Below are 23,862 nucleotides of genomic sequence, written 5' to 3'. Positions count from 1 at the left end.
GCGGTACGCGCCCGACGCTGGCTGACGATTGTTGCTTCCGGAACGTTGCTGATCTCACTGCTCTCGCCGGATCCGGCTGGAGCGCGGTCAGGACCGTCCCTGCCACACGCGCGCACGGTGGCATCGGTGCCCGGCCATGACGCGGTCGCCGGCAAGGCTCCGGCCGATCCGACTGCGGGGGACGACATGGCCGACCCGGCCTCGGCCAACTGGCCGGATACGAAGTCGGCCGAGGTCACCGTGCCCGACTCCACGGCGTCCTTCGCCAAGGCGCAGGGTATGCCGTTCTCGGTCGCCCGGGCTATCGGGATCAACGGGACCGCGTCGCCGGGACGGGTGCGGGTGGACCTGCTCGACCGTGCCGCAGTGCCGAGGCGAGGGCTGGCGATGCGGGTCAGCGCCGTGGACGGCACTGGTCCCGTACAGGTGCGCGTGGACTACAAGGCGTTCGCCGACCTGTACGGGGGAGGCTGGGCATCGCGACTACGCCTGGCGGCCCAAAACGGCAGTTCCTGGACCGAACTGGCCACCGCCAACGACCGATCCGCCGGGACGCTCACGGCGCAGGTCGACGCGACGGAGGCGGGGACGCTCGTGGCGTTGGCCGCGGCGCCGTCCTCCGGCGGCGGCAACTACGCGGCAACGCCGCTGCAGGCGTCGGCCACCTGGACCGCCGGCGGGAACTCGGGCGACTTCTCGTGGTCGTACCCGCTGCGGATGCCACCGTCGCTGGGCGGTCCGGTGCCTGGCGTCAGCCTGTCGTATTCGGCCCAGACGTCCGACGGGCGTACCGCGGCCTCCAACAACCAGCCCTCATGGATCGGCGAGGGCTTCGACTACCAGCCCGGGTCGATCAGCCGCAGCTACAAGGCGTGCGCGGATGACGGTCAGTCCGGCGTGGGGGACCTGTGCTGGGGCTCGGACAACGCCACGCTGACCCTGTCCGGCCATGGCGGTGAACTGATCCCGGTGTCCGCCGACGTGTGGCGGCTGCGCAACGACGACGGCACCCAGGTGCAACGGCTGACCGGAGCGGCCAACGGTGACGAGAACGGCGAATACTGGAAGGTCACCACCACCGACGGCACCCAGTACTTCTTCGGGCTGAACCGGCTCCCGGGCTGGACCGACGGCAAGCCGGTCACCAACTCGGCGTGGACGGTGCCGGTGTTCGGCAACAACGCCGGGGAGCCGTGCAACAAGTCCTCGTTCGCCTCTTCGTACTGCACCCAGGCGAACCAGTGGAACCTGGACTATGTCGTCGATCCGCACGGCAACTCGATGTCGCTGTGGTATGCCACCGAGACCAACAACTACGCCCGTAACCGCACGGACGGCTCGGTGTCCGGCTACGTCCGCGGAGGATGGCTGACCCGGATCGACTATGGCACCCGGCAGGACGGCGGTGTCGACTCGGCGCTGACCGGCACCGCGCCGCAGCGGGTGGTCTTCGCCGTCCAGGATCGATGTGTCACCCAGGGCGCGACCTGCGTGCGGTCGAACACGGCCAACTGGCCGGACGTGCCGTGGGACCAGCAGTGCGACTCCACGACCTCCTGCCCAGGCATCTACTCGCCGGCATTCTTCTCCCAGAAGATGCTCTCCACGGTCACCACTCAGGTCGCCGCCGGGTCGAGCTATCGGGACGTGGAGGTCTGGACGCTCAACCACCTGTTCAAGGACCCCGGCGACGGGCGCGAGAAGATCCTCTGGCTGGACGGCATCGCTCACGCGGGCAAGGTCGGCACCACGACGACGGTCCCCGACATCCGGTTCAACGGGGTGCAGATGTCCAACCGCGTCGACACCAGCACCACCAAGAACCCGATCGTCCGGTATCGCATCTCCTCGATCGTCGATGAGTTCGGCGCGGTCACCTCGGTCACCTACTCGCGGGCCGAATGCGTGCTGGGCTCGAACATGCCCGCCTTGCCCGACAGCAACACCAAGCGCTGCTATCCCGTGTGGTGGACGCCGTACGGGACCACGACGCCGACCTTCGACTGGTTCCACAAGTACGTGGTCACCCAGGTCACCGTGACCGACCTGGCAGGCGGCGGGTCGCCGGCGGTGGTCTCCAGCTACCGGTACCTGGACAGCCCGGCCTGGCATCACGACGAGGGCGAGTTCGTGCCTGACGCGCACAAGTCCTGGGGGCAGTGGCGCGGCTATGGCAAGGTCCGCGTGATCCAGGGTGCGGACGGCACTACCCAATCGCAGACCGACGCCGTCTACTTCCGCGGCATGAACGGCGACAAGCTCGCCTCCGGCACCCGCAGCGTCACCATCCCCGCCGACCCCACCTTCGGCGGCTCCCCGATCAACGACGAACCGTGGCGGCAGGGCCAGGTCCGCGAGACCATCTCCTACAACGGCGTCGGCGACAGCGCGCCCGTGCTGGCCAAGACGCTGACCGAGCCATGGGACCACGGACCCAACGCCAGCCGGACCCGCGGTGGGATCACCGTATCCGCGTACACCACCGGCGTGAAGTCCACCACCGTCAAGACCGCTCTCGACAGCGTACGCGGCTGGCGGACCACCAAGACCACCAACACCTTCGATCACGACGCCGGGGCACCCAACCCGACCGGCCGCATCGTGATGGTCGACGACGCCGGAGACACCGCCCTCACCACCGACGACCGGTGCACCAGAACCAGCTACGCGAGCAACGCGGGCGCGTGGATGCTCACCTACCCGGTCGAGGTCGAGACCGTTGCCGTCGCCTGCGGCACGACCCCGGACCGGTCCAAGGACGTGCTCTCCGACGTACGCACCTACTACGACGGAGCCACCGCCTTCGGCACCACGATCAGCAAGGCGGACGTGACGCGGACCGAGCGGCTGGCCGACCGCAGCTCAGGAAGCCCGGTCTACTCGCAGGTCAGCAAGGCCAGCCACGACGCCAACGGCCGGGTCCTGGAATCGTACGACGCCCTGAACCGCAGGACCTCGACCACGTACAATCCTGCCTCGGCCGCACCTGTCACCACCACCGCCGTGACGAACCCCATGCGCTGGGCCCCCGCGACCACGATCGTCGAGCCCACCTGGGGAACCCCGCTGAGCGTGGTCGACGCCAACGGCCGCCGGACCGATCTGGCCTACGACGGCCTCGGCCGGCTCACCGCGGTCTGGCTACCAGGGCGTGACAAGGCGACCCAATCCGCCAATCAGACCTTCGCTTACACGATGCGTGGCACCGACGGCCCGTCCGCTGTCACAACCGGCACCCTCAATACCACCGGCACCGGATATCTGACGTCGTACACGCTGTACGACAGCCTGCTCCGCGTCCGTCAGACCCAGCGGCCCGCGCCCGGAGGCGGCCGCATCATCACCGACATCCTGTACGACTCGCGCGGCAACGCCGTACAGAACAACCAGGACTACTACAACGCCGCCTCACCGGGCAGCACCCTGTTCCTGCCCACCTACGCGGCACCCGGCCGCACACTGACCACCTACGACAACGCGGGCCGCCCTACTGCCTCGATCTTCCAGGTAGACGGCGTGGAACGCTGGCGCACGACTTCCACCTACGGTGGAGACCACATCGACGTGAACGTCCCGGCGGGCGACGTGGCCACCTCCACCTGGACCGACGTCCGGGGCAACACGACACTGCTCCGTCAGTACCACGGGAACACCGTGTCCGGCGCCTACGACACCACGCGCTACAGCTACACACCCGACGGTCTGCTCGCGAGCCTCACCGATCCCGCGGGCAACGTCTGGCGGTACGACTACGACCAGCGGCGCAGAAAGAAGTCCGAGGACGACCCCGACAAGGGACACATCGCCTACACCTACGACGACGCCGACCAGCTGATCAGCACCACCGACGCCCGCAACACCACGCTGATCAACGCTTACGACGCGCTCGGCCGCAAGACCGCTGCGTACCAAGGCACCGTCGCACCCGCCAACCAGCTGGCGGCCTGGACCTACGACACCCTGGCCGACGGGACCAGCGTCAAGGGTCACCCGGTCAAGAACATCCGCTACGTCGGCGGCGCCACAGGGTCGGCGTACGTCTCCCAGGTAACCGGCTACGACGCGGCCTATCGGGCCACTCAGGTCGTGCTCACCATTCCGGCCGCCGAGGGGGCGCTCGCGGGCAACTACATCACGTCCACCACCTACAACGCCAACGGCAGCGTCGCCACCAGCACACTCCCTGCCGCCGGAGGGCTGCCCGCGGAAACCCTCACCAACACCTACAACGACGTCGGTCTCGCGGCCACCTTGACAGGGCTCAGCAGTTACGTCACCCAGGCCCACTACGACTCCCTGGGCCATATGGGAACCTTGCTGCTCTCCGACGGTGGCGGCAAAACACTCAGCCAGGTCTGGGACTATGAGGCAGGCACCAACCGGGCCACCGAACACGGGGTGTTCGACGAAGACACTGCGATCGTCTACCAGGACGCCTGGTACGCCTATGACGATTCGGGCAACGTAACGTCGATCAAGGACAAGACTGACCAGTACGGCGCGGGTCCGGATGACAACCAGTGTTATGGGTATGACTACCTGCGCCGCCTCACTGAGGCCTGGACGCCTGGAAACGGCGACTGCGCCGCAGCTCCCTCAACCAGTGGCCTGGGCGGACCGGCCCCGTACTGGCAGTCCTGGACCTACGACATCGTTGGCAGCAGACTCAGTCAGAAGGACCACACCAGCGGCGGCACCACCACCCGCACCTACACCTATCCGGCCCCCGGGGCCGCGCAGCCGCACACCGCGACCAAGGTCGTCACCACGCCTCCGACCGGCACCGCGACCTCCGACACGTACAGCTACGACGCCTCAGGCAATGCCAAGACCCGCAACCTGGTCGGTAAGCCCGGCCAGACCTTGACCTGGAACGCTGAAGGCAAGATCGCCTCAATCGCCGACAGCGGCGGCACCACCAGCTATATCTACGACGCCGACGGCGCCCGCCTACTCGCCAAAGACCCCCGCGGCACCACGCTCTACCTGCCCAGCCAGGAGATCCGGCTGACCGGGACCAGCACCACCGCCACCCGCTACTACGGCGCCAACGCCGCCCGTACCACGACCGGCGGCCTGATCTGGACCACCAACGACTACCAAAACACCAATGGAATCACCTTCACAGCCGCCACCCTGACCAAGTCTCAGCGCCGCACCACCCCCTTCGGCGCAGTGCGAGGCACCACTCCAAGCTGGCCGACGACCAAGGGCTTCGTCGGCGGGAGAACTGATCCGACCGGACTCACCCATCTCGGTGCACGCGAGTACGACGCCAACCTCGGCCGCTTCATCAGCGACGACCCAATCTCCGACCAGTCCGACCCACAGCAACTCCACGGTTATGCCTACAGCCACAACAACCCCACCTCCTACAGCGACCCCAGTGGCCTCAAGGACATCGAAGGCGACGAATGCGCCTACGGTGGATGCGGCAGCATGCCCGTCGATCCGACGAACTCAAGCGGGTCCGGTACCGGCGGCACCACGACGACTGGCTGCATCGGCAAGACCCCCAGCAGTCGCAGTGCATCCTGCCCTCCCGCGCCAACACCCTCGAAGGGCCCGTTCCGCTGCGACATTACTTGCGCGGAAAAACGCCTACAAAACGAGGATTGGTTCAATTTCCAAGGACGGCTGCAGTACGACTACGAGTGCGACGCAAAACAGAGACTGGATGGCATCTGCGTCAGCCGTGACACGTTTACGATCACGGAAGACCCCGAATGGGACGACCACGGCCTCATCCCGGACCTCCAGTTCGGAATGGGAGTGAATGCCGCGGGCAAGGAAGCGGGCACGAGCATCGGCGAAAAGTCCGTCACCGTGTCGCAATCCGAGAACTACGCCCTGACGATTGAGGCGGATGTCAAGGGTATAGATATCAGCGGATCAGTCGAGTGGGGCACCAGCCTTTCTGACACCACGACTGTCTACATGGAAGCCGACGGTCTGCATAATATGGCCTACCTCTCGCCCACCATCCGGACCAAGTGGGTTCGATATGAGAGGCAAACAACCTTGGCCGACGGCTCACAGCGAGTCACATTAGGTTACGCGCTCAAAGCGGAGATCTACGGATGGGGTTACTCCTACAGCGATGGATCTCCGAAGCAGGGTGATTCCCTCAGGGCAATGTTTGGAGTTAAGGAGCTACCAAGATATCCCTGACCTCGATTACTCACCGGCGCTGACGGCCCGAGGTGGGGGTTGGCGTTGATGGCGTCCGGGAGCATTTCGGCATCGGAAACGAAGTAGCGGCGGAGGACCGGCCCACTGGGCCGGTCCTCCGTGTTTGAGCCCTTGGCTCGTCAGCAGCTGCCCTTCACGTTGGGCGGCAGGCACCCGGTATCGAACGTGTGGTTGAACGGCAGCGAGACGTTGTTCGTGTCATCGGTGATCCGCACGTTCGTGTAGATCACCTGCGCGATCTCCTGGCTCTGTCCAGGCGGGCAGGTGAAGCCGCCCGGCCCCGGCGGAAGAATCGCGAGCGAAGCCGTCACCTGACCGTTCTTGCCGGAGTTGAACGTGCCGGTCGCGCTCACCGGGCCCGCAACGAGTTCCTTGTTCTGGGCGCTGGGGTTCTTGCCGCCCCGGTTGACGCAGACGTACATGGTCGGGTCGCCGAACACGGTGTCTTCGATTCCACGGCGTCGATCGTCTACGAGGACGGCTGGTTCACCCGCGACCCTGCGGGCAACGTCACCTCGATCAAGGATCGGACCGCTCAGTACAACGCCGGACCGGACGGCAACCAGTGTTTTCAGTACGACCACCTCCGCCGGCCCACCGAGGCGTGGACCCCGGCCACCGGTGACTGCGCGGCCACCCCCTCTACCGGTGCGCTGGGTGGGCCCGCGTCTTACTGGCAGTCCTTCGGATACGACCTCGTCGGCAACCGGACCACCAGACCGATCACGCGACGGCCGGCAATATCAGCCGCACCTACACCTATCCGAATGCGGGCGCGGCCCAGCCGCACACCCTGACCAAGGCCGTGACCACTCCACCCAGCTGAAGCGCCACCACCGACACCTACGCCTACGACGCCGACGGCAACACCAAGTCCCGTAACCAGGCCGGGAAGCCGGGCCAGACGCTCTACTGGGACGCCGAAGGCCACCTGGCCTCGGTCACCGACACCAGCAACTACATCTACGATGCGGAGGGAAGGCGCCTGCTCGCCAAGGATCCCCGGCGGAACCACCCTCTACCTGCCAAGCCAAGAGATTCGCCTGGCGGGAAGCACCAAAACCGCCACCCGTTACTGCGGGTCAAACGGGGTGCGCAGCACCACGGGCGGTCTGATGTGGACCACCACCGATCATCACGGCACGAACGGGCTCGGGTTCAACGCCGAGACGCTGGCGAAAACCCAGCGGCGTACCACACCCTTCGGCGCCGTTCGGGGAACCAGCCCTGCCTGGCCCACCACGAAGGGCTTCGTCGGTGGAACGAATGACACCACCGGCCTCACCCACCTGGGTGCCCGCGAATACGACCCGGGCACGGGGCGTCTCATCAGCGACGACCCGCTCTCGGACCTCGGCGATACGCAACAGATCAACGGGTACGCCTACAGCAGCAACACTCCGACGTCTGCCAGCGATGCCTCAGGCATGATGCGCGAGCCCGACGGCGGTGGGAGCGGCGGCGGATCAACCTGTACGGGCACACCGGACCGCTGCGCGGACCAGTCCGGAAAGAACGGGTCCACGGTGGTACCACCACGGGGTGCAGCGGCAGCACCCCAAGCAGCCGCAGCGCCTCGTGCGTGGAAGAGGACGACTCAGACAACCCGATCGTCTACACGACCACCTACGGCAAGAACGGAACCGTCCTGATCGTCTTCAAGAATGGGCGTGCGCCATCAACGGTTACCTCCTTCCCGAAGGATTCCCCGGTGATCCCGCAGAGCTCGCCGCGGCGCTGGACGAGATCGACCTGGGTATCGACAACAACACGACAGACCCCAGGGAGATCCTGAAGAACGCCTACAAGACAGCTCAGGCCATCCTTTGGGTATGCCACCAGGTGTGCAACACAGAGCAGGGCGCGAAGTGGAAGCGCGGGATCAGTGCTGACCTCGCCGTATTGACGGACCTCATCTGGCCAGGTGGCCACGGTCCGTGCCAGGGCATGCTGGAGGACGCCCGTTACGCGAAATGCGAAGGCGGCATCGCACGGATGCAGAAGGGTGTGGCCGGGTTCGGCCAGGCTTGGGACATCTTCTACAACGACTCCTTCACTCAAGGATGTACTCAGAAGGTGGAGGACCACGTCATCGTTGAGGTGGGAGGCGCCTTGGCCTTGGCCAAGAAGCCACACTTCGCCCCGGGCCCCACAGGATTCGCTTGCATCTATGGAGGAGCAAAGGCGTCAGGACCGGCGCCATGGATGCAGAACTCCGCACCCGCCAGGGAATGGCTCAAGGAAGCTGCCAGAAACTTCATCGGCGCCTAGTCACAAAGCAAACAGCCTGTGACCACTATCCCGTGGTCACAGGCTGTTTGCCTTGGCTGAGCACGAGTCCCGGCGTCGACGTGGACGGCAAGCTCTTGCGCGTCATCGAGACCCACTGCCAACCTAAGCGAGGCGAACGAGACCTTGCTTGGGAGCAGGCAATGAGGTTTGTGGTTCTTGGCCCTGTGGCGGCCCTCGACGACGCCGGGCCTTTGGCCCTCGGCCCTCCCAAGCGCCGGCTCCTGCTCTCGGTCCTGCTCTGCTCCGCCGGCCGGGCGGTGCCGGTGGACACATTGGTGGAAGCGTTATGGGACGGGTCCGCGCCGCCTTCCGCCGTCGAGAACGTCTACCTCCATGTCTCCCAGTTGCGTAAGGCGCTGGGAGCAGGTGTGATCGTCGGACGTGGCCGCACCGGCTACACGTTGGTCGCGGGGGCCGGAGAGATCGACCTGGCCGTCTTCGACGCGCTGGCGCAGGAGGGATTCCAGGCGCTGTCCGCTGAGGACCCGGTCACCGCGAGCCGGAAGCTACGCGAGGCGCTCGCGCTGTGGCGCGGAACGGCCTTTGGCGACCTGGCGGAGGAGCCATGTCTGCGAGAGGAAGCACATCGCCTGGAAGAACTGCGGCTGGCGGTGCTGGGGAAGCGCATCGAGGCGGATCTCGCGCTGGGGCTGCACGAGGAACTGACCGCGGAACTCGTCGCGATCAACCGCGCGCACCCCTACCGGGAGCTTTTCGTCGCCCAACTCATGCTGACTCTTCATCGTTCGAGGCGACAGGCGGAAGCGCTGGCCGTCTATCAGGCCACGCGCCGATTGTTCGTCGACGATCTCGGCATCGAACCGGGTCCCGCCCTCCAGCAACTCCATCAGGCGATCCTCCGTGGCGACGAGCTGGCCCCCGAGCCACGGGCGTCCTTCGCACAGACTCCCCACGAGCTGCCCACTGTTGTGTACGGCTTCGTCGGCCGCGCGCGAGCGCTCGCGGTGCTGGATGGCTGGCTCCCCGAAGACTCGGCCGGGGCGGGAGAGGCGGTCGTCATCGCGATCATCACGGGGACCGCAGGTGTCGGCAAGACCGCCCTTGCCGTGCACTGGGCCCACCGTGTCGCTCAGCGGTTCCCCGGCGGCCAGCTCTACGTCGACTTGCGCGGTTATTCGAGCGGCTCGCCGGTGCGGCCGATAGAGGCATTGGCGGCTCTGCTCAGGTCGCTCGGGCTTCCCCCTGACCAGGTGCCGGGGAACGTGACCGAGGCCGCGGCCCGCTTCCGGTCGCTCGTGGCGGGACGGCGGATGCTCTTCGTGCTGGACAACGCGGCCACCGCCGAGCAGGTGAGGCCCCTGCTGTCGGGCAGCCCCACCTCGGTCGTGGTGATCACGAGCCGGGACGGGCTCAGCGGCCTCGTGGCGCACGAGGGGGCCCACCGGATCACCCTGGACGTGCTGTCCGCATCCGAGTCCGTCGACCTGCTCGGCCACGTCATCGGCCCACATCGCGTGGCGGCCGACCCGAAGGCGACGGCCAAGGTGGCCCACCTGTGCTCGGACCTGCCGCTGGCTCTGCGCATCGCCGCCGCCCACCTGGCGGTACGACCCCAGCTGACGATCGCCGAATACTCGGCGGAGCTGGAAGCGGGTGATCCGGTAACCGCGTTGACGATCGACAAAGACCCGGACCACGCCGTCCGCATGGCCTTCGACCTCTCCTATCAGAGGCTGCCAGAGCCTGCCCGACGCGTCTTCCGCTGCCTGGGTCTCGTGGCCTGCCCGGACTTCTCTCCCGCCGCCGTGAGTGCCCTGACGGGACTCGCCGAGCCCGACGTCCGCCCAATCCTCAACACCCTCAGCGGAGCGCACCTCGTCAACGAGCATCAGCCACGCCGCTACACCCTGCACGACCTGCTGCGCCGCTATGCCCACAATCTGGCGCGGGCCCAGGATTCCATCGCGGAACGCGCGGCGGCCGCGGGCAGGCTGCTCAGCTGGTATCTCGGCGGGGCCAATGCTGCGGCCACGTCGCTCTATTTCGAGATCGTCCGGCTCCCCATCACCGTCGATTTCGTCCCGGGCTTCGATCGGCCGAGCGACGCGCTGGACTGGCTGAACCACGAACGCCGCAACCTCGTCGCCATGGTGCACCACACGCTCCACCACGGTCCGCGGAGCGCGGTTTGGCTGCTGGCCGATGCCCTTCGGCCGTACTTCGACCAGCAACGGCACCTGGCGGACTGGATCACGGTGTCCCGGGCCGGCCTTGCCGCCGCTCGTGTGGCAGGGGACGCCCAGGCGCTTGCCGCTTCGTTCCACTGCCTGGCACACGCCCACTACGGCTTCGGCCGGTACCAGCTCTCCATCAGCTACCTGGAAAAGACGATCGCGCTGAGCCGGAAAGCGGGCTACCTTGAGCTGGAGGCGACCGCGCTCGGCAATCTTGGCATCGTTTTACATCTGGTCGGGCGCGTCGCCGAGGCAGCACCCCATCTGTCCAGGGCACAGGAGCTTTACGGACGGCTGGGCTCACCCCAAGGCCAAGCGCGCTTGCTGGAGATCCTGGCCAATTCCGATCAGGTGTGCGGCAGGCTCTCCCAAGCCGTTGACCACGCAACCCGGGCATTGCTGCTGTTCCGCGAGAACGGCGCGACAAGGAGCGAGGCCCAGGCGATGTCGACCCTGGGGGAATGCCACTACCTCCTCGGCGAACTGGCCGCGGCGGAAGGCCACCTGACCAACGCGCTCGGCGTACTGCGCTCCCTCGGCTGCGACAACAGCGAGGCTTCCGCGCTCCGGCTGCTCACGCGCGTGCACCTGGCGATGGGCCGGCTGGACCAGGCGCATACGTGCGCCCAGGACGCGGTCGCGATCTCGGTGCGCCTCGGTGCGCCACGCGAAAGAGCCGAAGTACTCAACGCGCTGGCCACGGTCCTGGACGCCACCGGCGAACACGATCGTGCGATCGCCCAATACGGAACGGCAGCACGGCTCGCCTCCGAGGTCAACGCACACCAAGTGCGCGGCGACGCCCTTGTAGGGCTGGCACGGGCATATGGACGCCGAGGCGAGCACAGCGTGGCCGTCGGCCATGCCGAGCGCGCCCTGCAACTCGCGCAGGACGCGCAGTACAGCATCTTGGAGGGCCAGGCTCTCACGGTTCTGGCCGACCTCCAGTACCGCCAGGGAGACGTGGACAAAGCCGCTCAGTACGGATACGCGGCATTGAGGAACCACGAACACACCGGACATCGGCTGGGCCTGGCCCACACCCATGACATTCTCGGCCGGATTCTGCGAGGCGCCGATCAGATGACGGCGCGCGAGCATACGCGCACCGCGGCACGGCTCTACGCGGAGATCGGTGCCGCGCCGCCCGTTGAAACGGTGCCGCGGTCATCCGAACTCAGCTAGTTCACGGGCTTATCGGACCCCACTCCCACACATCCCCGCCGCCACCGCCGTCGGCGGCGGCGCTCGTGGTCACGGACGTCGCCATGAAAACCGCCATGACGCTGACCAACGTCACGAGTAACAATCGAACAAGCACCTGATACACGCGAAGCACAGTCCACCCCTCCTTGATCTGGGACTCTGGCACCACCGTAGGAGCCCCGGCGTATACCGCCCCTGTGCAGACGGTGCCGTTGAGGATGAAGATGATGGGCAGGATGTTCGGGCCGCTGTAGCCGGCGACGAAGCCGATGTTGGCGCCCCCCGGCTACGATCAGAGTGGTTGCAAGGCCCGAGTGCCGCCCTCATCAGCAATCCGATGCCGGAAGCAAACCCACTCTGATTCGAACGGTTGTCCCTATTCGAGTGGTCACAGTGTCTTGTCTAGCAGCCGGATGTTGTCCGGAACAGGGGCTTGGGCGCCGGACGACAAACTCCGGACATACCGCGCCAAGATGGTCAGCACGTGCTGTGACGGGGCAGGTCCGGAATGAATTGACGCCATTCGTCGACGGTGAGGTCGCGTCCGAGGGCGGCGCAGATGTGACGGGCAGTCTTTTCCGCGTCGGTGTCCCAGAACAGGACGGTGTCGTCGCTGTCGGCAGCGGCGAGGGTGCGGCCGTCCGGGCTGAAGGTCAGGGCGCGCAACGACTCGGCGGGGCCGGCGAGCCGGGCCTGGGTCGCGCGCCGTACGACATTCCACAGCGTGATCGTGTTCTCGCCGCTGGTGAAGGCCAGGGTCGTGCCGTCCGAGCTGAAGGCGAGGCCGGTGAACACGGGATCGACGTGGCCGGTGAGCACGGCCCGCACGGCGCCGGTGGCCGTGTCCCAGAGCCGGACCGTGTTGTCGCTGCTCGCCGTCGCCACAATGCGGCCGTCCGAACTGAAGGCGGCGCTGCGTACCCAGCCGTTGTGGCCGGTGAGCTGGACACGTGGCGACCAGTCGGCGGTGTTCCACAACATCGCGGAGTAATCGTGGGCGGCGGTGGCGAGGGTGCGGCCGTCCGGGCTGAACGTCACGCCGTTGATCGGCCCGGTTTGGCTGGTGAGCGTGGCCAGGCGGGTGTGGGAGGTGACATCCCATACGATCGCGGTCGCATCGACGCCGCCGGTGGCGAGCGTGTGGCCGTCCGGGCTGAACCCCACGTCGAGCACGGGCTCCCGGTGGCCGGCCAGCCGCGCCATCGGGCGGCCGAGCCCGACGGACCAAAGGGCGACGCTGCCGTCGTCGTGCGCGGTGGCGATCAGCCTGCCGTCCGGGCTGAACGCCACCGCGTACACGATCGATCCACTCCGCAGTACGGCACGCCGGGCGCGCGTTGTCGTGTCCCATAGCGTGATGCGGTCATCGGCCGCCTCGGCCACGAGGCGGCCGTCGGGGCTGAACGCGAGATCATGGATGCCGTTCTGGGCGGTCTCGGCGAGCGAGGCCCGTCGCGTGTCCCAGACGATGACCGAGCCGCCTTCCCCGCCCGAGGCCAGCGTTGCGTCGGAGGCGAACGCGAGCGTGTAGATGCTAGACGTGTGGCCGATCAGGCGAGCACGCAAGACGCCGTGATCGACGTCCCACAGCCGGACGATCTTGTCGTTTCCCGCGCTGGCGAGGGTGGTGCCATCGGGGCTGAACGCGAGTGCGATTACCGAGTACTCGTGGCCCCTTAAGATCGCGGTCGCAGAGCCGTTGGAGACGTTCCACAGCCGCACCGTGGAATCGACTCCCGCCGATGCCAGGCGCCGGCCGTCGCGGTCGAAGGCCACCTTGTGCACGATGCCGGCATGGCCACGGAGGGTGGTGATCCGCTTGCGGGTGGCCACGTCCCACAGCACGATACGCCCTGTGCCGGCCGCGGCCAGGAGGCGCCCGTCCGGGCTGAACGCCACACCAAACACGCCGCCGCTATGACCGGTGAGCCGGGCCAGGGCGGCGCGGCGGCCCACGTCCCAGACGATGACCGTGTCGTCCGCGCCGCCCGTCGCGAGCAGGCGCCCGTCGGGACTGAACGCGGCCTCCTTGATCGGGCCGGCATGACCGGACAGCCTGGCGATGGGGACACGGCTGGCCGCGTGCCAGAGCATGACCTGGTGGTCGTCCCCGCCACTGGCCAGGATCGACCCGTCCGGGGTCATCGCCACCGCGCGCAGCCAGGTGTCGTGCTCAGTGAGGGAAGCGATCCGATGGTGGTCGTGTGCGTCCCACATCGCGATCGTGTGGTCTGCGCTCGCGGTGAGGAGGGTATGGCCGTCCGGGGAGAAGGTGAGCTCCGAGATCGGCCCGACGTGCGCGGTGAACTGCGCCTGGTACGCGCCGCGCATGGACATGCCAAGCACGGCGCTGCGTGCTTCCGCCGTCGGTGCGAGACGGTAGGCCTGCACGCTCAACAGCATCGCCGTATCAGGCCGGGACTCGACCAGCGTCTGCGCCTGCGTGGACAGTTGCCGCGAGATCGCAATCTGCTGGGCCTCGATGGCCTGGCCGCGCTCGCCCACGGCGACGAACGCGACGCCAACGACGATGATCAGCAGTACTACCAGCCCGGCCATCAAGTAGCGTAACTGGCGGTCGCGGCGGGCCTTGGCCGTCCTTTCCCCGTCCTCGAGCTCAATGCCGGCATCCAGGAACGCTCGTTCCGCCGGATTCAGCTCCCGCCGGTGATCGTCCCGATCCGCCCATTCGCGAGCGATCGCCAGCTGCGCGCCCCGATACAGGGCCCCACTGTCCCGGCCGAGCGCCTTCCAGGCGTGCACGGCCTCGGTGAGTCGTCGATAGGTACGCAAATCGTCGCGGTCGGCGACCAGCCAACGGTGCAGCCGGGGCCACGCGGTGATCAGTGCCTCGTGGGTCAGCTCCACCGTGGACTCATCGAGCGTCACCAGTCGCGCCTGTGCAAGGATGCCCAGAACCGCCCCCACATCAGGGTCATCGGTGTCCAACTCATCACGCGCGATGCGGCGCCTGGTGTCCTGGGTGCCTTCGCCGAACGCCGTCAACCGCAGAAACAACTGGCGTGTCAGCCGCCGCCGTTCTGGGCCCATCGCCGCATACAGATCTTCAGCGGTTCTGGCCAGCGCCCCTCCGATACCACCTGCCGCCCGATAATCCGCCAGCGTGAGCGTCTTGCCCTGGCGCCGTTGCCATGTTTCCAGCAACGCGTGCGACAGCAACGGCAACGCCGCCCCCCGTTCAGCCGCGTCCGCCACGACCGACGCCACCAGCGAGCCCTCGACCGTGTACCCCATCTGCTCGGCAGGCCCCACCACCATCTGCCGTAACTCTTCGGCCGTCATGGCCCCGACCAGAACCTGCGAGTCTGCCAACGCCATCCGCAGTTCCGGGTAGTCGGCGCAGTGCGCGAAAAAGTCCGCACGCAAACCGATGACCACACGCGTCCTGCCTCTGGCAGCCTCCATCACAGATGCGATGAAGCACGCCCTCTCCTCGCGATCACGACAGTGCGTGAAAACCTCTTCGAACTGGTCGATCACCACGACCAACTCGCCGTCACCATCATGCTCGGCCAGCCGAGCCGCCAGCTCATCGACCGGCCCCGTCCCCGGCGTCATCACCGCGGCGGCGACGTCCGAGCACCCACCCAGCCCCACCGCGCGTAACCGGGCTACCAGCCCGGCACGCAGCAGAGAGGACTTGCCCACTCCTGACGCCCCGACCACCGCCAGAAACCGACTCCGCGCCAGCCGATCGACGATCTCTTCCAGCAGCGCACCACGGCCGAAGAACCGATCGGCATCCTCCACCTGCAACGCCGCCAGCCCTGAATACGGAGCGGCCCCGTCTTGCTCCACCCGTTCGGCTGCGATCTGCTGCCAGCGCCGCTCCCACTCGGCCACGTCCCCGTCACACGCCCGCACATACGCCAACACCACCGCCAACGTCGGCAACTGCCGCCCACCGGCCGCATCGGACAGGGTGGTGGCCGAGTAATGCGCCCGTCGGGCCAACTCCCGGTAACTGGGCAGACCGGCTCGTTCCCGCAACCGCCTCAGATCGGCCGCGAACTGGACCAGCGTGGAATCCTCGCCGCTCAGCGGACGCTCCCCACGAGGCACGGCACTCTCCCTGAGCCCTGGCACACCGAATCACCATCGTGAATCCGGCCGGGCCTCCATGTACAGGGGGAAACGGCAGAACCGATCACCCAAACCTTACTCGTCGACAGCAATCGACAAATGATCACTGGAGTGGGTGAGGGGTTCAGGCGACTTCAGCCGGTCGTTGACCTCAGCGCCATTGAGATCGAACTCCTCCAACCCGCCCGCGCCCAACGAGGGGGATCATGCCTCAGCCGCCGGTGATGGCTGGTCGCGGCTCAGGGCATCAGACGCAGCTCGCGCTGTCGGCACGCCAACGAGATCCGCGAGCGTGGGCGTCACGAGAGCGGGTTGTTCACCAAAGCGCTCATGCACCGAGACGAACTCCCACAGGTGCCGCCCCTGGAGGCGTGGCCCTGGTCCCCGCCTTCAGGCCATCACCGCGATCATGACAGTGTACGAGGGGCAGGAGCTCCCGCCCCTTCACGCAGGCCGTTGCCTGCCGTTCACAGACATGAAATAGCCGAGCCAACTGGCTGGCGTCGCTATTCGCCGATGCCTGGCGGATGTTCAGCCCAATTCACCCGCGAGACCTGCGCGCTTGATCCAGCGTCCCCAGCGAGGGCTTCGGGAGAACCGCTCCGCGATGACCTTCCCCGACGGCAGAGCTCCATCGGGACACCGATTCTCCTGAGCCCACTGCCAGACGGAGCGGTGAAAGGCCGCGGTTTCGGTGCCTTGGCCACGAGTGTGGCGCGAAGGCAGGGCGAGATCACCAGCGCCGTCCGCATCAGGTTCAAAGATTTCTGGCGCGTCAGCCGTTGGCCTCTCCTCGTAGCCTTCCTGAGAGTTCGATTTGGCTGATAGGTGCCGAACTTGAGACATCAACAGCTCATAGCTGCCGATCAGAGCGGCGCTCGGCCAGGCAGCGATGATCCGGCCGATGAGGCTGGGCTCGGCGACGGCGATGTTGGCGCCGAGGCTGGCAAGGCTGCCGACCACGAGAAGCGTCCAGGCCAGCATGCCGCCGCGGGAGCCGTACCGATTGGCCAGAAGGATGGACATCGAGGCGACGACGATCGTGCCGTCGACAGCGAGCGGGATGAGCACCGCCGCCAACTGGTCCTCGCCATGGCGCAGACAGAGCTCGTGCATATGGCGGAATGACACGACAGCCGCCACCAGAGCAACCAGCAGAACACCAGCCAGGGTCGTGTACCGGATCGACCGGTCTACCGAAGGGCACGTCACAGCCGATCACTCCTGCCCCAGCAAGAACCGCGTGGTCAGCGTGAAGCCGTGTGCAATTGGTTCGACTCCCCCCTCGGACACGCACTCTGACACATGCTGGGCCTCGCTTCGACTGTGACAACCCTCTCCGAGGGGTCATAGACGAGGTTGAGGCCCATCTGTGTGTAGAGATCGTTCCTGCCGGCCGGGTCGGTGCTTCCCAGGATCTTGGGCACCTCTGCCATCTTCGGGATCATTCCCTGATCTCCTTCTCTGTGATCCCACGGTTCCTGTTGATCGCGCACCCTTGCCGACAACGGTGACGACGACGCTGCTTATCAGCTGACCCGGCTGCTGGCTGATGGCTGAGCAGGGCCGGATCGATGGCCTGCACAGTCTGGCCGCGGCGGGCCATGACCGTGCCGCCGGACGGCTTGCCGACCTTCTGGTCGAGCAGGGCCGGATTGACGAACTGCGTCCTTTGGCCGAGGCAGGCCATGACTCTGCCATCAAGGCGCCGGCCGAGCATGGCCGTACAGAGGGTCTGCGCGTCCTCGCCCATACGGGCCAGTACACCGCCGTCCGGCACCTAGCCGAACTGCTGGCCCGCCAAGGCCGGACCGCTGACCTACGCGCCCTGGTTGAGGCCCGCCATGACGAGGCCGCCGAGCGCCGGGCTGCGGTGCTCGCCGAGCAAGGGGCGGTCGAAGATCTCCGCGCTCTTGTCGACGTCGGCGCACCTTACGCCGCGCAGCGACTGCCGAAACGGAGAACCCGCCTTAGCTTGCGTTTTAAGGTCGCTGTCCCGTGACAGCGAGCCTTGAGCTTGGCGCAGAGGGATGCCCCGATCATGTCGCCGGTTCGGTTGTGCAGGTGGCGGTCCAAGCTGGTGAGGGATGCCGCATTTGCGGGTGCGTAGTAAGTCGCCCTCCGTGCCGGGGCTTGCACGGCGACGATCGCAACCTGTAGGTTGCCATTAATTAGCAACCTACAGGTTGCGAAGGAGAGTGAGCATGGTTTCGGACGCGATCGAACGTGTGGTGGTGCTGCGGCACCCCATCGAGCGGGTGTGGGCCGCGCTGACCACCGCAGAAGGGCTCTCGCGGTGGTTCGGCTCGGTGGCGGAGATAGATCTGCGGCCCGGTGGGCGCGCATTCTTCCGTTGGGACGACCTCGACGAGGAATCCGTCGCCACCATCGCGGTGGTCGACCCACCACACCGTTTCGCGTTCAGGTGGGCAATCGAGGGCCTGCCGGAGGGTGACGCACCCCAGACGCTGGTGGACTTCACCCTGGAGCCGGTGCCGAACGGCACTCGGCTGCGCCTGGTGGAGAGCGGGTTCGCCCAGGCCGCCGTCGATGTGGCCCAGTCTGCCCACAAGGCCAACAGTCAGGGATGGGACACGGAGCTCGTCGACCTGGAGACCTACCTCGATGCGGCCGCCTGATGTGGAAGGGCAGGCCGTTGCGGTGTTCGCGGCGCTCACCGATCCAACGCGGCGGGCGCTGCTGGAGGAGCTCGCCCGCGCCGGGCCCGCAACCGTCACTGATCTGGCGCGACGGTTGCCGATCAGTCGCCAGGCGGTCGCCAAGCACCTGGGCCAGCTCGCCGAAGCGGGCCTGATCAGCTCCGGCGAACCGGCCGGACGCCGCCATCCCTACCGCGTGGAACCAGCCGCCATTCGCACAGCCCAGGTGTGGCTGGCGAGGCTCGCCAACAGGTGGGATGACCGGCTGGCCGCGCTGGAAGGTGCACTGGACGCCACCGACACGAACCAAGGAGTCACGCAACAATGAGCAAGCCTGAATTCACGGCCGGCCTGAACATCGCCATGAAGATCCCCAAGGCACAGTACGAGGCCACCGTGGCCTTCTACCGCGACACTCTGGGCTTCGACGTCAAAGAAGACGACGTCTCCTACGCTCCGACCGTCTCGAGAACTCATTCGGTGCGGTTCGGACCCAATACGCTGTGGCTCGACTGTGTCGACAACTACAGCCAGCCCGACCTGTGGCTGCAGCTCCACACCGATGACCTGGACGCGGCAGCGAGCAAACTGGCCGACATCGGTATCCAACCGTGTGACGAGGTCGAGCCCCTGGAGAACCTCGATTCCAGAACCCACTGGATCAAGAACCCGGCCGGTGTCGTACATCTGCTCGCAGAGTCCGGCTGATCCTGATGTCCCGATGAGGTGAGCAGCTACCCTTGGCGGTATCGCGGAGTCAAACGCCCAGCTTCCCGAGTTGCTCGAGCTTCGATGACACAAGCCCAAGGTTTGCGAGCATGCAGGTAGCGGGCGTCCATGGCCTCACCCTAGGCGATCTCCGGCGAAGAGCCTGCTGCTCTTCGGGCTAGGTGAAGCCGTTCGAACGGCCAGTGCCGCTCGGCCGAACGGCCGGGCCAGGCTATGGCGACATGAAGGCACTCATCGCATCCTCGTATGCTCCCGTTGATCAGCTCTCGGTCGCCGAGATCCCGACATCTTCCCCCGGGCCCGGTGAGGTCTTGGTGAAGGTGGTGGCAGCGGCACTCAACCCGCTCGACGCCAAGCTGGCCACTGGAGAACTGAAGGAGATGTTCCCCGTCCAGCACCCGTTCGTCCTCGGCATGGACGCCGTGGGGATCGTGACGGCGGTCGGCGAGGCGGTCTCCGGGTTCGCCGTGGGCGACGACGTGGCCGTCTACGGGCGCGGCACCCTCGCCGAGTACGTGGTCGTCCCCGTGGAGCCAGGGCTGGTGCACCTGCCGCGCGGGCTGGACGCGGTGCGGGGGGCGGCGTTGGTCACGGTCGCCATGACAGCCGAGTGCGTCATCGCCGCCGCGGAGGTGCAACCGGACCACGACGTGCTGGTCGTCGGCGCGACCGGCGGAGTCGGCGGGCTCGCCGTCCAGTTGGCCGCTCAGGAGGGTGCCAGGGTATTCGCCACGGCCGCACCCGCTGACACCGCCTACGCCCGCGACCTCGGTGCGCACCTGACCATCGACCACACCGGCTCCGACACCGTCGAAGAGGCGTTGCGGCTGCGCCCCGAGGGGTTCGACACCGTTATCGACCTGGTCAATGCGGGTGTCACGCTGAGGGCCACGGCTCGTGCCGTACGGCGGGGCGGGCGGCTGGTCTCGACCCTCTACGGACCTGAGACCATCGACGACCTCACACCGGTGTACGTCTACATGACCCCCGAATCCGGCGACCTGGCACGGCAGGCCGCGCGAGTGGCCGAAGGGCGACTGGCGGTCGACGTCGCCGCGACGTACCCGTTCGCCCGGTCCCCTCAGGCGGTGGCCGACCTGGTCGCGGGTGTCTACACCCGCGGCAAGGTCGTGGTCACGTTCTGACTTCACCAAGCAGAGGCACGATGAGCGGCACTGGGACTGTCCACGCTGGCCTCGCTGTGGTTGCGACGCACGGAGCTCTCCCATGACCGCCTGCTCGCCGCCACGACGGCGGCCTCGCTGTACTGGATCACCCAGGCGTCGGCGGCGCTCTACCCTGACGCCGACTTTACGACCCGGAAACGCCGAGGCTTCCCGCGAACCAGATCGTGCTGTTCGTGCTACCGATCCTCGGCCTCAACGCGGCGGGATACGCCCTGGAACGCCGCCGTCTGCGGTGAACCAGGCCGATGCTAAAGCCACAACGATCGAGACAACGGACTATCCCTGCCGAAGGGGCAGGACCGTCCGATGTCAGCGCGCGAGAGGACACAGGTGAAGAAGAAGACGAGCGTTGTCACGGGGGCGATCGTGGCGGCGGCCGCGGCTGTGACGCTCGCCACGCCGGCCCAGGCCGGTGCCGGTTCTGCCCAGGGTCCAAACCCGTACAAGCCCCACGCGGTGTGCGCAAGCGGGTACACGTTCGTCAAGCGGGTCGACATCCGGACCGCGGATGTCTACCTCATATGGAACAGACAGAAGAACACCAACTGCGTGGTCACGCTGAAGAAGAAGGACGTCGGAACGCCAACCCCCGTGACCGCCTCGCTCTACGTCCGCGCGACCGGGGCACTGCGGCTCGGCAATGCCTCGCACCTGGAGACATGCGTGTTCTGGGCGGGAAGCACCAGTCATGACGTCGACCCCGGCGCGTGGATCCACTGCAACCCCAGGCCCCGCGACTAAGGAGCTGTTTTCTCGGATAGGTGAGGAGCCAGATGGAGGGTCGGCGCGACTATGGCATGGTCCTGGCCGCCCTCCACCTCCTATTGCACCGATCGGTGTAAAACAAGTAGCGTGCTCGTATGGCGAGGCCGAGATCATTCGATGAAGACCGGGTCCTGGACACTGCGATGCGCACGTTCTGGGCGAACGGCTACGAGTCGACCTCGACCAGGGACCTGTGCGAGGCGCTCGGCCTGGACCGCAGCAGCGTGTACAACGCCTTCACCAACAAGCGCGAGCTGTTCAAACGCGCGTTGACCCGCTACATGGACGCCACCACCGCCGACCAACTGCGGATCCTTGACAATCACGAGCTGCCGGCGATCGAGCGGATCCGCGCGCTGTTCGCCAAGATCCTCCAGACGGAGGCGGAGAACAGGCGCAACGGCTACGGCCTCGGCTGCCTGACCGTCAACACCACGATGGAGCTCGCCGGCCGTGACCCGGAGATCGCCCTGATGCTCGATCGCAACACCGAGTACCGACTCGTCAACCTGAGCACCGTCATCGAGAGCGGGCAGCGCGACGGCACCATCGGCTCCACCCGCGATCCCGCCGAGCTCGCCAGGTTCGTCAACGCCGTGATCGCCGGGATCCGGGTGGCCGCTCAGGGCGGCGCCGACGACGCCACCATCGAGGCCATCGCGGCCACGGCCATGGATGCCCTGGCCTGACCTCTGCCTTTTCATGTCCGAGTTCTACACCGATTGATGCAAAAAGGAATCCCCTTGCCCAGAGCCGTCTACGTCCTGGCCATCGGCATCTTCGCCATGGTCACCAGCGAGTTCGCCGTCGGAGGCCTGATGCCCGAGATGGCAGGTGGACTCGGCGTGACCATCTCCCAAATCGGCTATCTGATCACCGCCTTCGCAGTGGCCATGTCGGCGGGCGGGCCGCTGATGACCGTCGCGCTGGTACGGATACGCCCGAAACCCGCGCTCATGCTGTTGTTCGCAATCTTCCTGGTGGGCAATGTGCTCGCGGCGGTCGCGCCCTCCTACTCGATCATGATGGTCGCGCGTGTCATCACCGGAGTCGCCTCCCAGGCCTTCTTCGGAGTCGCCATCTCGGTGGCGGTCCAGCTGAGCCGCCCAGAGGTACGCGGCCGCGCCCTCGCCATCGTCCTGAACGGATTGATGCTCGGCACCCTGCTCGGGCTGCCGCTGTCTACGCTGATCGGCGGGCAGCATGGCTGGCGTGCCGCCTTCTGGGCCGTCGGCGCCCTGACCGTCATCGCCGCGCTCGCCACGATGATGGGCGTTCCCAGGCTCGGGCGTGCTGACGGCGGCAACGGCAACTTCCGGCAGGAGGTGGCGGTCTTCAGGAGCGGCAGGCTGTGGCTGGCGCTGTCGACCAGCACCCTCATCATCGGCGCGACCTTCGCCGCCTTCAGCTATCTCAGCCCGATCCTCACCCAGGTCACCGGGTTCTCCTCGGGGGCCGTTCCCCTGCTCCTCGTCGCGTACGGCGCAGCCACCGTGATCGGGAACTACGTCGTCGGCCGCCTGGCCGACAAGCACACCATCAGCGTCCTGCTGTCCGGGCTGATCCTCAACGCGATCTTCCTGGCCGGTTTCGCGCTGTTCGCCCACCTCAGCGTCCCCGCGGTGATCACCATGCTGGGCGTCGGGCTGGTGGGAGTGACCATGAACCCCGCGATGGCCGTACGCATCCAGCGCATCGGCAACCCGGGGCCACTGGTCAACACCGTCCATGCCTCCTTCATCACCCTCGGGGTGATCGTCGGCTCCTCGGTCGGCGGGCTGGCCATCGACGGCTTCGGGCTGCGGGCTCCCCTCTGGCTGGGCGTCGGGCTGGCCGTACTCGGGATCGGGTCCCTCCTGCCTGAGCTCGGCCGTACCAGGGAGCAGTCACCGACGGAGAGTCTCGCTCAGGAGCGCGTCGAAGCGGCCACCACCCCCTGACGCGCCGCACAAACCGAAACCACCACCCACCGACGCGAGGCTCGGGTCGACCGCACAACGGGCGGCCAAGCCCGGCCCCTGCGGCAACGCTCCGAGCATCTTCTCGGCACTGGCCTGGCTCCACTGCGCACGCTGTCTCACCAGCCAGGTCATACCGCGCAGATGATCAGCTCGGCAAACCAGCGATCTTCAAAGACCTCGACGTGCGGAAAACGAGGATGGCCGCCGCTGAATCCTGTCGCGCCTCGCAGCTTAGGCCGCCGTCTAATTTGACAAATCTCTAATCAGTGGGCCATGCTTCCAATACTTCGAAAATCATCTAAACAGGAGGAGCTGCGATGCGCGCTCTACTGCGCCGGCTGCGCCGGGACGGCACCGTCACCTTCGATGAGATCCGCGGCGAGGTCTGCGACTCCGCCTGCCGCGTGAACGCGAGCATCGACCGCGCCCGCACCACGTACCTGATGTACCGCTGACCACCGACTGACCGCTGATGACCCGAATGCGAGCGAGGTAATCATGAGCGACGGATGCTGCACCACCACCTCGCTTGAGGCCACCACCCTTCAGGCGGAGCAGCCGTCCCTCGAAT

Annotated in this window: 16 protein-coding genes; 13 read left to right on the top strand and 3 right to left on the bottom strand. The window is 66.8% G+C overall.

Annotated elements, in window-relative coordinates; all coding sequences use genetic code 11:
* Positions 1–126 precede the first annotated feature (126 nt).
* A complete protein-coding gene (locus OHA25_RS10025; protein WP_327587297.1) occupies positions 127–6,171 on the top strand; it encodes an RHS repeat-associated core domain-containing protein in 6,045 nt (2,014 codons plus the stop codon).
* A 140-nt stretch (positions 6,172–6,311) separates the two neighbouring features.
* On the opposite strand, the gene OHA25_RS10020 is transcribed toward OHA25_RS10025, so the two are convergent.
* On the bottom strand, positions 6,312–6,776 hold the full coding sequence (locus OHA25_RS10020) for a hypothetical protein (RefSeq protein WP_327587296.1): 465 nt from the start codon (positions 6,774–6,776) through the stop codon (positions 6,312–6,314).
* A gap of 384 nt (positions 6,777–7,160) precedes the next feature.
* Here OHA25_RS10020 and OHA25_RS61230 point away from each other — a divergent pair, with 384 nt between their 5' ends.
* The 3 genes from OHA25_RS61230 to OHA25_RS10010 all read left to right on the top strand — a co-directional run bounded on the left by OHA25_RS61230 (position 7,161) and on the right by OHA25_RS10010 (position 11,864).
* Positions 7,161–7,844 carry an RHS repeat-associated core domain-containing protein gene (locus OHA25_RS61230; RefSeq protein WP_442942093.1) on the top strand — a complete coding sequence of 228 codons (684 nt, stop codon included), beginning with the start codon at positions 7,161–7,163 and terminating at the stop codon, positions 7,842–7,844.
* Positions 7,735–8,463: a hypothetical protein gene (locus OHA25_RS10015; RefSeq protein WP_327587295.1), complete on the top strand. Its 729-nt coding sequence runs from the start codon at positions 7,735–7,737 to the stop codon at positions 8,461–8,463. The genes OHA25_RS61230 and OHA25_RS10015 overlap by 110 nt, the downstream gene beginning before the upstream one ends.
* Positions 8,464–8,624: 161 nt before the next feature.
* The gene (locus OHA25_RS10010) at positions 8,625–11,864 is read left to right on the top strand and encodes an AfsR/SARP family transcriptional regulator (RefSeq protein ID WP_327587294.1); all 3,240 of its coding nucleotides are present in this window, start codon (positions 8,625–8,627) and stop codon (positions 11,862–11,864) included.
* Positions 11,865–12,362: 498 nt separating this feature from the next.
* Here the strand turns inward: OHA25_RS10010 and OHA25_RS10005 are convergent, their stop codons facing one another.
* Positions 12,363–15,968, bottom strand: a complete 3,606-nt coding sequence (locus OHA25_RS10005; RefSeq protein ID WP_327587293.1) for an nSTAND1 domain-containing NTPase — start codon at positions 15,966–15,968, stop codon at positions 12,363–12,365.
* Positions 15,969–16,520: 552 nt separating this feature from the next.
* On the bottom strand, positions 16,521–17,201 hold the full coding sequence (locus tag OHA25_RS10000; RefSeq protein WP_327587292.1) for a DUF2637 domain-containing protein: 681 nt from the start codon (positions 17,199–17,201) through the stop codon (positions 16,521–16,523).
* Between the two features lie 340 nt (positions 17,202–17,541).
* On the opposite strand from OHA25_RS10000, the gene OHA25_RS09995 reads away from it, so the two are divergent.
* From OHA25_RS09995 to OHA25_RS09955, 9 genes are all read left to right on the top strand, one after another.
* Positions 17,542–17,991 (top strand): hypothetical protein, encoded by a 450-nt coding sequence (locus OHA25_RS09995; RefSeq protein ID WP_327587291.1) that lies wholly within the window; start codon positions 17,542–17,544, stop codon positions 17,989–17,991.
* 202 nt (positions 17,992–18,193) lie between these two features.
* Positions 18,194–18,628 carry an SRPBCC domain-containing protein gene (locus OHA25_RS09990; RefSeq protein ID WP_327587290.1) on the top strand — a complete coding sequence of 145 codons (435 nt, stop codon included), beginning with the start codon at positions 18,194–18,196 and terminating at the stop codon, positions 18,626–18,628.
* Entirely contained in the window at positions 18,615–18,977 is a 363-nt protein-coding gene (locus tag OHA25_RS09985) for an ArsR/SmtB family transcription factor (RefSeq protein WP_327587289.1), read from the top strand. Before OHA25_RS09990 ends, OHA25_RS09985 begins: the two co-directional genes overlap by 14 nt.
* Positions 18,974–19,357 (top strand): VOC family protein, encoded by a 384-nt coding sequence (locus tag OHA25_RS09980; protein ID WP_327587288.1) that lies wholly within the window; start codon positions 18,974–18,976, stop codon positions 19,355–19,357. Before OHA25_RS09985 ends, OHA25_RS09980 begins: the two co-directional genes overlap by 4 nt.
* A gap of 242 nt (positions 19,358–19,599) precedes the next feature.
* On the top strand, positions 19,600–20,523 hold the full coding sequence (locus tag OHA25_RS09975; protein ID WP_327587287.1) for an NADP-dependent oxidoreductase: 924 nt from the start codon (positions 19,600–19,602) through the stop codon (positions 20,521–20,523).
* Positions 20,524–20,871: 348 nt separating this feature from the next.
* Positions 20,872–21,306, top strand: a complete 435-nt coding sequence (locus OHA25_RS09970; protein ID WP_327587286.1) for a hypothetical protein — start codon at positions 20,872–20,874, stop codon at positions 21,304–21,306.
* Positions 21,307–21,473: 167 nt separating this feature from the next.
* Positions 21,474–22,019: a TetR/AcrR family transcriptional regulator gene (locus tag OHA25_RS09965; RefSeq protein ID WP_327587285.1), complete on the top strand. Its 546-nt coding sequence runs from the start codon at positions 21,474–21,476 to the stop codon at positions 22,017–22,019.
* 54 nt (positions 22,020–22,073) lie between these two features.
* Positions 22,074–23,270 carry an MFS transporter gene (locus OHA25_RS09960; RefSeq protein ID WP_327587284.1) on the top strand — a complete coding sequence of 399 codons (1,197 nt, stop codon included), beginning with the start codon at positions 22,074–22,076 and terminating at the stop codon, positions 23,268–23,270.
* A 338-nt stretch (positions 23,271–23,608) separates the two neighbouring features.
* Complete coding sequence (locus OHA25_RS09955; protein WP_327587283.1) at positions 23,609–23,746, top strand: hypothetical protein; 138 nt, start codon at positions 23,609–23,611, stop codon at positions 23,744–23,746.
* Positions 23,747–23,862 lie beyond the last annotated feature (116 nt).

The sequence above is a fragment of the Nonomuraea sp. NBC_00507 genome (genome assembly GCF_036013525.1).
In the GTDB taxonomy this organism is placed as follows: Bacteria; Actinomycetota; Actinomycetes; order Streptosporangiales; family Streptosporangiaceae; genus Nonomuraea.
Note: the sequence above shows the minus strand (reverse complement) of the source record. Positions and strands in the feature narration are given on the sequence as shown.

What these genes read in the sequence shown, in the direction of transcription:
- OHA25_RS61230 (WP_442942093.1), top strand. Translation starts at nt 7,161, where the DNA reads ATGCGGAGGGAAGGCGCCTGCTCGCCAAGGATCCCCGGCGGAACCACC.
- OHA25_RS10010 (WP_327587294.1), top strand. Translation starts at nt 8,625, where the DNA reads ATGAGGTTTGTGGTTCTTGGCCCTGTGGCGGCCCTCGACGACGCCGGG.
- OHA25_RS09995 (WP_327587291.1), top strand. Translation starts at nt 17,542, where the DNA reads ATGGCTGAGCAGGGCCGGATCGATGGCCTGCACAGTCTGGCCGCGGCG.
- OHA25_RS09990 (WP_327587290.1), top strand. Translation starts at nt 18,194, where the DNA reads ATGGTTTCGGACGCGATCGAACGTGTGGTGGTGCTGCGGCACCCCATC.
- OHA25_RS09985 (WP_327587289.1), top strand. Translation starts at nt 18,615, where the DNA reads ATGCGGCCGCCTGATGTGGAAGGGCAGGCCGTTGCGGTGTTCGCGGCG.
- OHA25_RS09980 (WP_327587288.1), top strand. Translation starts at nt 18,974, where the DNA reads ATGAGCAAGCCTGAATTCACGGCCGGCCTGAACATCGCCATGAAGATC.
- OHA25_RS09975 (WP_327587287.1), top strand. Translation starts at nt 19,600, where the DNA reads ATGAAGGCACTCATCGCATCCTCGTATGCTCCCGTTGATCAGCTCTCG.
- OHA25_RS09970 (WP_327587286.1), top strand. Translation starts at nt 20,872, where the DNA reads ATGTCAGCGCGCGAGAGGACACAGGTGAAGAAGAAGACGAGCGTTGTC.
- OHA25_RS09965 (WP_327587285.1), top strand. Translation starts at nt 21,474, where the DNA reads ATGCGCACGTTCTGGGCGAACGGCTACGAGTCGACCTCGACCAGGGAC.
- OHA25_RS09955 (WP_327587283.1), top strand. Translation starts at nt 23,609, where the DNA reads ATGCGCGCTCTACTGCGCCGGCTGCGCCGGGACGGCACCGTCACCTTC.